This is a genomic window from Amycolatopsis orientalis DSM 40040 = KCTC 9412, assembly GCF_000478275.1.
Taxonomy (GTDB): Bacteria; Actinomycetota; Actinomycetes; order Mycobacteriales; family Pseudonocardiaceae; genus Amycolatopsis; species Amycolatopsis orientalis.
Genome location: NZ_ASJB01000046.1, coordinates 41788 through 54344, shown reverse-complemented (window position 1 = coordinate 54344; position 12557 = coordinate 41788). Strand labels below are relative to the sequence as shown.

Annotated in this window: 10 protein-coding genes; 3 read left to right on the top strand and 7 right to left on the bottom strand. The window is 68.0% G+C overall.

Annotation, left to right across the window (positions count from 1 at the left end; all coding sequences use genetic code 11):
• Positions 1–3 precede the first annotated feature (3 nt).
• Positions 4–585 (bottom strand): FMN reductase, encoded by a 582-nt coding sequence (locus tag L324_RS15215; RefSeq protein ID WP_037307750.1) that lies wholly within the window; start codon positions 583–585, stop codon positions 4–6.
• A complete protein-coding gene (locus tag L324_RS15210; protein WP_037307748.1) occupies positions 582–1667 on the bottom strand; it encodes an LLM class flavin-dependent oxidoreductase in 1086 nt (361 codons plus the stop codon). Before L324_RS15210 ends, L324_RS15215 begins: the two co-directional genes overlap by 4 nt.
• Positions 1668–1826: 159 nt before the next feature.
• Between L324_RS15210 and L324_RS15205 the strand changes: the two genes are divergently transcribed.
• Complete coding sequence (locus L324_RS15205) at positions 1827–3251, top strand: glycoside hydrolase family 76 protein (RefSeq protein ID WP_037308091.1); 1425 nt, start codon at positions 1827–1829, stop codon at positions 3249–3251.
• On the opposite strand, the gene L324_RS15200 is transcribed toward L324_RS15205, so the two are convergent.
• Positions 3235–4131, bottom strand: coding sequence for a hypothetical protein (locus tag L324_RS15200; protein ID WP_235783540.1), 897 nt, complete (start codon positions 4129–4131; stop codon positions 3235–3237). The two genes, L324_RS15205 and L324_RS15200, sit on opposite strands and share 17 nt — an antisense overlap.
• 275 nt (positions 4132–4406) lie before the next feature.
• Between L324_RS15200 and L324_RS15195 the strand changes: the two genes are divergently transcribed.
• Complete coding sequence (locus L324_RS15195; protein WP_037307744.1) at positions 4407–6458, top strand: DNA gyrase/topoisomerase IV subunit B; 2052 nt, start codon at positions 4407–4409, stop codon at positions 6456–6458.
• Between the two features lie 29 nt (positions 6459–6487).
• Positions 6488–8974: a DNA gyrase/topoisomerase IV subunit A gene (locus L324_RS15190; protein WP_037307741.1), complete on the top strand. Its 2487-nt coding sequence runs from the start codon at positions 6488–6490 to the stop codon at positions 8972–8974.
• Between the two features lie 221 nt (positions 8975–9195).
• Here the strand turns inward: L324_RS15190 and L324_RS15185 are convergent, their stop codons facing one another.
• From L324_RS15185 to L324_RS15170, 4 genes are read right to left on the bottom strand one after another with little or no spacing between them, the layout of a single operon-like run.
• Positions 9196–10407 (bottom strand): acyl-CoA dehydrogenase family protein, encoded by a 1212-nt coding sequence (locus L324_RS15185; protein WP_037307736.1) that lies wholly within the window; start codon positions 10405–10407, stop codon positions 9196–9198.
• Positions 10404–11273 (bottom strand): SDR family oxidoreductase, encoded by an 870-nt coding sequence (locus L324_RS15180; protein ID WP_037307735.1) that lies wholly within the window; start codon positions 11271–11273, stop codon positions 10404–10406. Before L324_RS15180 ends, L324_RS15185 begins: the two co-directional genes overlap by 4 nt.
• A gap of 10 nt (positions 11274–11283) precedes the next feature.
• Positions 11284–12129 (bottom strand): MaoC/PaaZ C-terminal domain-containing protein, encoded by an 846-nt coding sequence (locus L324_RS15175; protein WP_037307734.1) that lies wholly within the window; start codon positions 12127–12129, stop codon positions 11284–11286.
• On the bottom strand, positions 12126–12557 hold the full coding sequence (locus tag L324_RS15170) for a type II toxin-antitoxin system Rv0910 family toxin (protein WP_037307733.1): 432 nt from the start codon (positions 12555–12557) through the stop codon (positions 12126–12128). Before L324_RS15170 ends, L324_RS15175 begins: the two co-directional genes overlap by 4 nt.

Here is a 12557-nt window from a genome sequence, read left to right as displayed (position 1 = left end):
TGCTCACTCCCCCGCGCCCAGCAGCTGCTCGAAAGGCACGAATCCGCTGGTCTCGGCCACCGCGGGCGCGTCCGACAACCGCGCGGCGAACTCCCGCCCGGCCCGCGAAGCCCGCTTGTCGAGATCGCCCGGAGACGCCCAGTCCGACGAAGCGGCGTACACCGCCGTCGCGACAGGCTCGGCGCGTAGATAGGCGAAGAGCGGACGCAGCGCGAAGTCGAGTACCAGCGAGTGCCGTTCGGTCCCGCCGGTGGCGCCGATCAGCACCGGCTTCCCGTCGAGCGCCTTCGGATCCAGCACGTCGAAGAACGACTTGAACAGTCCGCTGTACGACGCGGTGAACACCGGCGTGACGGCGATCAGGCCGTCCGCGGCGGTCACCGTGTCGATGGCCGCGCGCAGGGCAGGCGAAGGAAACCCGGTCAGCATGTTCTTCGTGACGTCGAGCGCCAGGTCGCGCAGTTCGATCACCTCGATCCCCGCGTCCGGCAGCACCGAACGGGTGGCCGCGGCGAGTTTGTCCGCGAGCAGCCTCGTCGACGACGGCCGGCTCAACCCCGCCGTCACCACCGCGATCGTCGTCATGCGGTCACCTCCGAAAGAGCCGCCTTCAGCGAAGCGTGCGTAGGCGCCTCAGGCACGTGAGAAGGACGAAGTGAGTCGAGTTCCTTGCGCAGCACCGGGATCACGTGTTCCCCCAGCAGGTCGAGCTGCTCCAGCACCGTCTTCAGCGGCAGCCCGGCGTGGTCCACCAGGAACAGCTGACGCTGGTAGTCGCCGAAGTGCTCGCGGAAGGTCAGCGTCTTGTCGATCACCTCTTGCGGGCTGCCGACGGTCAGCGGCGTCTGCTCGGTGAACTCCTCCAGCGACGGCCCATGCCCGTACACCGGCGCGTTGTCGAAGTACGGCCGGAACTCCCGCACCGCGTCCTGCGACTTCGGCCGCAGGAAGACCTGACCGCCGAGGCCGACGATCGCCTGGTCCGCCTTGCCGTGCCCGTAGTGCTCGTACCGCTCGCGATACAGGTTGATCAACGCCTGGAAGTGCTCCTTCGGCCAGAAGATGTGGTTCGCGAAGAACCCGTCGCCGTAGTAGGCGGCCTGTTCCGCGATCTCCGGGCTGCGGATCGAACCGTGCCAGACGAACGGCGGGACGCCGTCGAGCGGCCGCGGGGTCGAGGTGAACTCCTGCAGCGGCGTCCGGAACTTGCCGGACCAGCTGACCACGTCCTCGCGCCACAACCGGTGCAACAGGTGGTAGTTCTCGATCGCCAGCGGGATGCCCTGCCGGATGTCCTGCCCGAACCACGGGTACACCGGTCCGGTGTTGCCGCGCCCCATCATCAGGTCGACCCGGCCGTCGGCGAGGTGCTGCAGCATCGCGAAGTCCTCGGCGATCTTCACCGGGTCGTTCGTGGTGATCAGCGTCGTCGACGTGGAAAGGATGAGTTTCGACGTCTGGGCGGCGATATGCCCGAGCATCGTCGTCGGCGAAGACGGCACGAAGGGCGGGTTGTGGTGCTCGCCGGTGGCGAAGACGTCGAGGCCGACCTCTTCGGCCTTGAGCGCGATCCGCACCATCGCCTTGATGCGCTCGTGCTCGCTGGGCGCCTCCCCGGTGGTCGGGTCGGTCGTCACATCGCCCACCGTGAAGATTCCGAACTGCATGACCTGCTCCCTCGATCACCGGATCATCTTTGCTTGAGCGTTCAACCTTACGCGTGGAAGATATATTCCCCGCCGTCGACCCACTGGTCCAGACCTTCGGCGCGGACTGAACGAGTGACTTGATCGGCTCCGGAAGTGGCCGCCCTCACACTCGAAGCCATGTGGATCACCTCCCTGCTTGTGACAACGTTGACATTCGCTCTCACCCCGGCCACCACCACTCCCGAACCCACCCTCTCGGCGACGATCTGCGCCAAGTACTGCGACGCCCGCGATCCCGCGCTGGCCGTCGGCGACAGAAGACCCGCGACGGCGTCCGTCTGGAGCCGCGGCATCGTGCTCCACCTGTCCGACGGCGACGACATGGGCTGGGGCAGCATCGAAAACGGCGGCCCCGGCGACGAGGTCTGGCTCGACCGGTCCTTCGACGGCGGCCGCACGTGGGCGAACGACAGCCGGATCGGCGACACGAAGATCCCGTCCGGACAGCGCGGCTGGCGGACGCTGATGTTCAACGTCGACGATCCCGCCGGCCACCGCTTCGGTGCCCTGCGCGCCTGCGGGAAGGCGGGCGACCGGCCGGAAATCGCCTGCACACCGTGGTTCCGCACCACGGTCGCCGCGAACACCCGCGCCGAAGCCGCCGCCACCGCGCTCATGCAGTTCTACGACAACGGCACCGGGCTCTGGCAGACCACGGGCTGGTGGAACTCGGCGAACGCGCTCACCGCGATCCTCGACTACAGCACCCGCACCGGCTCGCAGAACTACCGCTACGCCATCGGCAACACCTTCGACCGCAACCGCGGCGACAACTTCACGAACGAGTACATCGACGACACCGGCTGGTGGGCGCTCGCCTGGATCCGCGCCTACGACCTGACGAAGGACCGCCGCTACCTCGACACCGCCGTCATCGCGGCGAACTACATGTACTCCTACCGCGACGGGACCTGCGGCGGCGGCCTGTGGTGGTCGACGGCGAAGACGTACAAGAACGCCGTCACCAACGAGCTGTACGTCAAGGTGGCCGCGTCACTGCACAACCGCCTCCCCGGCGACACCCTCCAGCTCGCCCGGGCACGCGAGGTGTGGGACTGGTTCCGCGCGAGCGGCATGATCAACGGCAGCGCTCTGGTCAACGACGGCCTGAACTCCTCCTGCGCCAACAACGGCCAGGCCGTCTGGAGTTACAACCAGGGCATCGTCCTCGGCGCGCTGGTCGAACTGCATCGCGCGACCGGTGACACCGCCCTGCTCACCACGGCCAGGCGGCTCGCGGATGCCTCCACCACGACGTCGCTGCTGCACGCGAACGGGATCCTGCGCGACCCGTGCGAGTCCGGCGACTGCGGTGCCGACGGGCCGTCCTTCAAGGGCGCGTACGCCAGAGGACTCGGCGAACTGGACCGGACATTGGCGGGCAGGCCGTACCGCGCTTACCTGACGCGCCAAGCGAACGCGACGATCGCGAACAACCGCACCTCCCTCGATCAGCACGGCCTGCACTGGGCCGGTCCGGTCGACCGGATCGACGCGGCCCGTCAGCACAGCGCGCTGGAGGTCCTCACGGCAGCCCTCTGATCACCGGCGTCGGGACGTGCAGCCAGGCAAGGACCTCGGTCTCCTTCTCGTGCACGAGCACCTGCCGGTAGCTCATCGTGTCGAGACCGGGTCCGCCCTGGTCCTGGACGTCCTCGTGGAACCGGTCCGAGACGAGCACGACGACGGGGCACTCTTCCGGCGCTTCGGCGAGCGCGTCACGCAGCACTCGCGAGTCGAGCAGCCGGGCGAGCAGCACCTTCGGCCGTCCCGTCACGCCGTACTCGTCGAGCGTGACCTCACCCGCGTGGATCGCCACCCGCACCCGGATCCGCAACGCCGGATCGGTGACAACGTTGTATTTGGCCAGCTCGGCCGCCAGTTGCGAAAGCAGCGGGAGCAGCAGCCGGAACTTCGGGAAGTGCGGCGGGACGACGACGATCATCCCGTCGCCGGTATCCCGCTTCAGGCACGTGTCCCAGCCGATCCCGCTGGCCTCGAAGGCGTTGGCCAGCAGGCCGAAGAGCATCCGCCGCACCTGGACGAAGATGTCGCTGCTGCGCCCGACCTGGCCGAAGCCGGCGATGTCGATCGAGAACAGCCCGCAGTGCATGCCGGATTCCACCCACACCGTCCGCGGCGGGTAGAGGATCTTCTTCCGCAGCACGGCGAGGTGGACGCACGACACGGCGATGAGCCCGATCGTGCCGAAGAACCACAGCACGGCCGGGACCGTTTCGGGCTCGCTCTCCGGGTCCACGGGCGCGAGCAGATAGATCAACCCGTAGGCCCAGGCGCCGTAGAGCACCACGTAGAGCAACAGGTACGCGCGGCGCAACCGCAGCGCGGCGTGCACGAACGGCAAGGGCGCGAGTATCCCGAGCGACGCGACGACCACCAAGAAATACCAAAGGCTCACCACGCGCCGTATGGTCGAGACACGCGTGGGACCGACTCCGACGGCCACCTTCTTCCCCCCGTCACCGTGTGACACCCGAAACGATAACGCCTCATCCAAGCCCCGGGAAAGCGGCTTGAAGTACCCGTGACCCGGCCATCGGGACGCGGGTTCCGCCACACCCGGGAGCTTCAGAAGAGGAAGCTGTCGGAGGGGGCGGATATCCTCCAGTACGGTGTCGCGTTGAACGCCACCTCCACGAGCAAGTTCGCGAGCCACGACTCCAGGAGAAAGACCCAGTGACTGCTGAGACCCTGTACGGGGCCGACGACCTGACGCATCTCGAGGGTCTGGAAGCGGTCCGCAAGCGCCCCGGGATGTACATCGGCTCCACCGACAGCCGCGGTATCAACCACCTGTTCTCCGAGGTCGTGGACAACTCGACCGATGAAGGTGTGGCGGGTCACGCCACGAAGATCGTGGTCACCCTGCACGCCGACGGCAGCGTCCAGGTCGACGACGACGGCCGCGGCATCCCCACCGGCACGCACGCCAAATCCGGTTTGTCCGGTGTCGAGCTGGTGCTGACGAGGCTGCACGCCGGCGGCAAGTTCGGCGGTTCGGGCTACAAGACCTCCGGCGGCCTGCACGGCGTCGGCGCTTCGGCGGTGAACGCGCTGTCACACCGCTTCGACGTCACGGTGAAGCAGAACGGCAAGGTCCACCAGATGTCGTTCGCGCACGGTGTCCCCGGCGTGTTCGACGGGCCCGGCCCGAAGGCGAAGTTCACCCGCAAGTCCGGGCTGAACCTCACCGGGAAGATGAAGCGCGGCGAACGCTCCGGCACCTCGATCCGCTACTGGTACGACTCGCGCTACTTCGAATCCGGCGCCACGCTCGACGTCGAAGGCGTCCGCGCGAAGATGCGCAACACCGCGTTCCTCGTCCCCGGCGTCACGTACGTGCTGCGTACCGCCGTCGACGATTCGATCAGCGAAGAGACCTTCCACTTCCCCAACGGCCTCGCCGACATGGTCGACTTCCTCGCCCCCGACAGCGAGAAACCCGTCTGCGGCACCCTGATCATCAACGGCGAGGGTACGTACAAGGAGAACGCCGCCGACGCCAGCGGCGTCATGCAGTCCAATGTGGAGCGTCGCGCGGAGATCGAGGTCGCGCTGCGCTGGGGCACCGGTTACGAACGCACGGTGGAGTGCTTCACCAACACCATCCGCAACGTGCACGGCGGCACGCACCGCCGCGGCTTCGACCGCGCGGTGCTGAAAGCCTTGCAGGACGCCATTTCCAAAACCCGCGGGCTGCTGAAGCCCAAGGAGGACATGCCGACCGTCGAGGACGTGCTGGAAGGGATGACGGCGGTCGTGCACGTCCGCCTGCCGGAGCCGCAGTTCACCTCGCAGACCAAGGACGAACTGTCCACCGCCGGGATCACCCGGGTCATCCAGGGCGTCGTCGACAAGCACATCCGCGCCTGGACCGAAGAGCGCAAGACCAAGTCCGAGGCCAAGGTCGTCCTGCAGAAGGTGGTCGACGCCGCCCGCGTCCGGCTCACCCAGAAGCAGCAGAAGGACGCGGCCCGCCGCAAGACCGCGCTCGAAGGCGCGGCCATGCCGCCGAAGCTGGTCGACTGCCGCACCACCGGCGTCTCCCGCAGTGAGCTGTTCCTCGTCGAGGGTGACAGCGCGCTGGGGTCGGCCCGGATGGCGCGGGTCTCCGAGTACCAGGCGCTGCTTCCCCTGCGCGGCAAGATCCTCAACGTCCAGAAGGCCTCGCTCGGCGACACGCTGAAGAACGCCGAGATCGCCTCGATCGTGCAGGTGCTCGGCGCGGGCAGCGGGCGCACCTTCGACCTGTCGACGATGCGCTACGGCCGGGTGATCCTGATGGCCGACGCGGACGTCGACGGTTCGCATATCCGGACGCTGCTGATCACGTTGTTCGCCAAGTACATGCGGCCGGTGATCGAGGACGGCAGGCTCTACGCCGCGATGCCGCCGCTGCACAAACTGGTCACCAAGGGCCGCAACCCGGAGACCCACTTCACCTTCACCCAGAAGGAGATGGAGACCAAGTTCGCGGAGCTGGAACGCGCCGGCAAGCAGATCGTCACGCCGGTGCCGCGGTTCAAGGGTCTCGGCGAGATGGACGCCGACGAACTGTGGGACACCACGATGAACCCGGCCACCCGCTCGGTCCGCCGGATCACCCTCGACGACGTCGAAGCCGCGGAGAACGCGCTCGAACTGTTGATGGGCGAGAAGGTCGAACCGCGCCGCAACTGGCTGGTCGAATCCTCCGACCGGGTCGACCGCGAAGCCATCGACGCCTGATTTCGTTGCTATTCAAGGAGCTTTGAGCAATGGCACGCCGTAAGGGCACCACCACCAAGGTCGATCCCTCCGCGTTCGACCGGCCCGGCGCGAACGTCTTCGACAACTCGCTGAAGACGGAGATCGAGGATTCGTACCTGGAGTACGCCTACTCGGTCATCCACTCGCGGGCGCTCCCGGACGCGCGGGACGGGCTGAAGCCGGTGCACCGCCGGATCATGTACTCGATGAACGAGAACGGCTACCGGCCGACGCACGCGTACGTGAAGTCGTCCCGGGTGGTCGGCGACGTGATGGGCAAGTACCACCCGCACGGCGACACGGCGATCTACGACGCCATGGTGCGGCTGGCGCAGGACTTCTCGCTCAACGTCCCGCTGGTCGACGGGCACGGCAACTTCGGCTCACCCGACGACGGGCCGGCCGCCTCGCGGTACACCGAGGCACGGCTCTCGCCCGAGGCGATGCTGCTGGTCGGCGAACTCGGCGAGGACACCGTCGACTTCCGGCCGAACTACGACGGTTCGCTCGAAGAGCCGTCGGTGCTGCCGGCGGCGTTCCCGAACCTGCTGGTCAACGGCACTTCCGGGATCGCGGTCGGGATGGCGACCAATATGATCCCGCACAACCTGACCGAGGTCATCGGCGCGGCGCGGTGGCTGATCAACCACCCGAACGCCACGCTCGAAAAGCTGATGGAGTTCGTCCCCGGCCCCGACCTGCCGACCGGTGGTTCGCTGCTGGGGCTGGACGAGGTCCGCCGCGCCTACGAGACCGGCCGCGGGGTGGTGCGCATGCGTGCCAGCGCCGAGACCGGTCCGCTGGAGGGCAGCCGCGGCCGCCAGGCGATCACCGTCACCGAACTGCCGTACGGCGTCGGCCCGGAGAAGGTGATCGAGAAGATCACCGACGAGGTCAACAAGTCCAAGCGGCTCACCGGGATCGCCGACGTCAAGGACCTCACCGACCGCGAGAACGGCACCCGGCTGGTCATCGAGTGCAAGGTCGGCGTGAACCCGCAGGCGCTGCTGGCGGACCTGTACCGGCTGACCCCGCTGGAGCAGTCCTTCGGCATCAACAACCTGGTCCTGGTGGACGGGCAGCCGCAGACGCTGGGGCTCAAGGCGCTGCTGGAGGTCTTCCTCAGCCACCGCTACGAGGTCGTCACCCGCCGCACGCGCTATCGCCGCCGCAAGCGCGAAGAGCGCCTGCACCTGGTCGACGGCCTGCTGATCGCCTTGCTCAACATCGACAAGGTGATCAAGCTGATCCGCGAGAGCGAGAACGCCGCGGCCGCGAAGGACGGTCTGATGAAGCGGTTCAAGCTCTCGGAGATCCAGGCGACGTACATCCTGGACACGCCGCTGCGGCGGCTCACGAAGTACGACCGGATCGAACTCGAGGCGGAGCAGGACAAGCTGCGCGAGGAGATCGCCGAGCTGTCGAAGATCCTCGACGACGAGTCGGTGCTGAAGAAGGTCGTCTCGGCCGAACTGGCCAAGATCGCGAAGGACCACCCCACCGAGCGCCGCACCGCGCTGATCGACGGCGACCTCAAGGAGGTCCTCGCCGCGTCGAAGCCGTCCGGTCCGCTGGAGGTCGCCGACGACCCGTGCCAGGTGATCCTTTCGGCCACCGGGCTGGTCGCGCGGACGGCGGCGGAATCGGAGGAGGCGTCGGAAGTGCGGCGCCGCAACGGCCGCGTCAAACACGACTCGGTGGCCGCCGTCGTGCACTCGACCGCCCGCGGTCAGGTGCTGCTGGTGACCAACCGCGGCCGCGCGTTCAAGACCGACGTGCTGCCGCTGCCGGTGCTGCCCGAGCAGGCGGGCACCGTCTCGCTGCGTGGCGGAATGGCCGCCAAGGAACTGGTGCCGCTGGAGAAGGGTGAGCGCGTCATCGGCCTGGCCCCGCTCGGCGAACAGGCCGCCGGCTCCCCCGGGCTCGCGCTCGGCACGAAACTCGGCGTGGTGAAGGTATGCGCGCCGGAATGGCCGGTCCGCTCGGACGAGTTCGACGTGATCAGCCTGAAGGACGGCGACGAGGTCGTCGGCGCCACCTGGCTCACCGACGGCAACGAGACACTGGCGTTCCTGTCGTCCGAAGCGTCGCTGCTGCGTTACCCAGCTTCGCTGGTGCGGCCGCAGGGTCTCAAGGGCGGCGGTATGGCCGGGATCGCCGTGCGCGGCGAGGCGGAAGTGGTCTTCTTCGGCGCGGTCCGTACGGATGACGCCGAGCACGGCGAGCCGATGGTCGTCACCGCGACCGGCGCGAGCGTGAAGGTGACCCCGTTCAGCGAGTACCCGGCCAAGGGCCGCGCGACCGGCGGTGTCCGGGCACAGCGGTTCCTCAAGGGCGAGACGCGGCTGGTCGTCGGCTGGATCGGCCCGCGTCCCGCCGGTGCCGCCCGCAACGGCGACCCGGTGGAACTGCCCGAGGTCGACGTCCGCCGCGACGGCTCCGGCCACGCCCACCCGGGCCCCGAGGTCGTCGGTCACCTCATCGAACGCGACTGACCCCCGCTCCCCTGCCAAGAGCTGAAGGGCGCTTTCCCCGCATCGCATGCGAGGAAAGCGCCCTTCGCCGCATGACATGCGGTGAAAGTCCCCTTCAGCAACGCGGTCAGGTCCCTCGCCCGGTCGCCCGCTCGTGAGTGGTAATGACGGTTCTAACCGTCATTACCACTCACGACCCAGACCACCCCGGGCCCGCTGACGCTCCACCCGGCCCGCGGTCCTTACCGCCCCAGCAGCCCCTTCGCGATGTGCGTCACCTGGATCTCGTTGCTCCCCGCGTAGATCATCAGCGACTTCGCGTCCCGCGCCAGCTGCTCCACCCGGTACTCCGCCATGTACCCGTTGCCGCCGAACAGCTGCACGGCCTCCATCGCCACCTCGGTCGCCGCCTCCGACGAGTACAGCTTCATCGCCGAAGCCTCGGCCAGCGTTGGCATCTTCCCCGCGCGCAGCGTCTCGACCAGCTGGAAGACCATGTTCTGCACGTTGATCCGCGCGACCTCCATCTTCGCCAGCTTGAGCTGGATCAGCTGGAACCGCCCGATCTCCTGGCCCCACAGCTTCCGGTTCTTCGCGTAGTCCACGCAAAGCCGATGACACTCGTTGATAATCCCGAGTGCCAGCGCCGCGACCCCGATCCGCTCGACGGCGAACCCGGACTTCACCTCGGCCTTGCTGTCACCGTCACGGCCGGTCTCGGATTCGCCGAGCAGCCTGTCCCGCCCGAGCCGGACATCGCTGAAGAACAGCTCACCGGTCGGCGAGGACATCATGCCCATCTTCTTGAACGGCTTGCCCTGCGTGAGCCCGGGCATCCCCTTGTCCAGCACGAACGTCAGCACCTTGCGGTCCCGTACCTCCGAGCCTTCGTCAAGCTTCGCGTAGACGATGATCGTGTCGGCGTACGGACCGTTGGTGATGAACGTCTTCTGTCCATTGAGGACATACTCGTCGCCGTCACGCCGCACCGACGTCTTCATCCCGCCGAAAGCGTCCGAGCCGGAGTCGGGTTCGGTGATCGCCCAGGCGCCGACCTTCTCGAACGTCGCCAGCCCGGGCAGCCAGCGTTCCTTCTGCGCCTGCGTTCCCTTGGTCAGGATCGTCTGCGCGGTCAGCCCGATGCTCACCCCGAGCGAGGCGACGATGCCGAGGCTGACCCCGGCCAGTTCGCTCACCGCGATGAGCGCCATCGCCTCCTGCCCGCCGAACGCCAAACCGCCACCCGAACCGGACCCGGGCGACTTCGACAGCAGCTTCGACACCGATTCCCGCGCGAGCGCGTCGATCCCGAACGACGCGAACATCTTGCGGATGATGTCGTACGGCGGCAGCGTCCCGCTTTCCAGCGCGTCGAGATGCGGACGGATCTCCTTGTCGACGAACTCGCGGATCGCGTCCCGGATCAGCAGCTCGGTCTCGGACCACTCGATCACGGCAGCCTGGCCGCGATGTCGTCGATCTCCCAGGCTTCCTCGGTTTCGATCACCTTGACGTCGTGCCAGCCCGCGAGTTCCGAGATCGCCCCGCCCTGGACCGCGAAGACCTTGCCGGTGAGCGGGCACTTCTCGGTCGCGAGGTAGGCCACCAGCGGCGAGATGTTGGCCGGGGAGAACGCGTCGAACTCCCCTTCCTCGACCTCCTGCGCGAAGATCGCGCCCATGCCCGGCGTCGCCAGCGTGAGCCGGGTGCGCGCGATCGGCGCGATCGCGTTGACCCGCACGCCGTACCGCTCCAGCTCTTCGGCCGCGACCAGGGTCAGCGCGGCGATCCCCGCTTTCGCCGCGCCGTAGTTGGCCTGTCCCGCGTTCGGCAGCGTGACGCCGGACGCCGACGCGGTGTTGATCACCGCACCCGCCACCTGCTCCCCGGCCTTGCTCGCGGACTTCCAGTACGCGGCCGCGTGCCGCAGCACCGCCGCGTGCCCCTTGAGGTGCACGGCGATCACGGCGTCCCAGTGGGACTCCTCCATCCCGGCGAGGAACGCGTCACGCAGGATGCCGGCGTTGTTCACGACGACGTCGAGCTTGCCGAACTCGCCCACCGCCTGCGCGACCAGTTCCTCGGCACCCGCCCAGTCGGCGACGTTGGCCGTGTTCGCCACGGCCTTCCCGCCCGCGGCGCGGATCTCGTCGACGACCTCCTGTGCGGGCCCCGTGTCGGCGCCGCTGCCGTCGTTCGCGCCGCCGAGGTCGTTGACCACGACGCTCGCGCCCTCCCGCGCGAACAGCAGCGCGTGTTCGCGGCCGATCCCGCGACCGGCGCCGGTGATGACGGCGACCCGCCCGTCGAGTGCTCCCATGGCTTTGCTCCTACTCCGCGAATTCCGCGAGACCGTCCTTGAGCACGACGGTGTCGCCGACGGTGGTTTCGAACGCATGGCTTCCGGCGCCCGCGTGCCAGATGCGCGTCGTCAGGTCCTGGCCCGGCAGCACCGGTTTGGCGAACCGGACGGCGAACCGCTTCAGTCTGTCCACATCGGACCCGGCGACCTCGGTCAGCAGCGCCCACGACGCGAACGCCATGGTGCACAGGCCGTGCGCGATGATCCCCGGCAGTCCCGATGCCTTCGCGACCTCTTCGTCGAGGTGGATCGGCATCGGATCGCCCGCCGCGGGCGCGTACCGGTACGTCTGGTCGTCGTCGACGTGCTGGCTCACCTTCGCCACCGGCGGCGCCGCGCGCAGCGCTTCGTCGAACTTGTGCTCCGGTCCGAGTTCGCCCCGGGTCTCGCCGGTGTCGAACCCGCGCACGAACAACGTCACGTACTGCTCGTTGACCAGGTCGCCGTCTTCGGTGCGGCATTCGAGGTGGATGGTGCCGCGGGTGCCGTTCGGCAGACCCTCGTAGCCGGTCATCCGTGCCCGCGACACGAGTTTGTCGCCGGGCCGGATCGGCCGGTGGAAGCGGAATTCCTGTTCGCCGTGCACGATCCGGCCGAACAACCCGACCGGGACGACCTCCAGCGCGGGTTCCATCAGCGACTCGAACACCGGCACGATCGCGAACACCGGGCTCGCGACGTCCCCGGCGAGATGCGCCGGGATCGGGTCGTTCGTGGCCTTCGCGTACTCGATCAGCCGCTCGCGGGTCACCTCGAACCGGGACTCGCCGGTCCACTTGCCGAGCCCGCCGGGATCGAACCGCTCGTCGGTCACGCGACCAGCGCCTTGAAGTTCTCGAGCGAGGCGTCGAGGTTCTTCTTGCCGTCCTTCTCGACGGCCTTGCCGAGCGCGCCGACGATCATCTGGCCCGCGAACTCCGCGTCGATGCTGGCGAGCGAGCCGTCACCGGACGCCGCCACGGACAGTTCGAACTTGACCTTCACCCCGGCCATGCCGGTCCCCGAGATCGCGAGCTTCGACGGCGCCTCGAACTCGTCCACCGTCCAGGTGATCGTGTTCGGCATCCCGAGCATCGTGACGACCTCGGAAGCCTGCGCCCCCTTGGAGAACTCGGCCGGGACGTCACCCTTCCACTTGGTGTGGATGGTCAGCCACTTCTCGAAGTTGTTGGGGTTGGAGAACTCCGCCCAGACCTTCTCGGGCGAGGCGGGGAGTTCGACGGAGGCACTGATCTTGCCCAT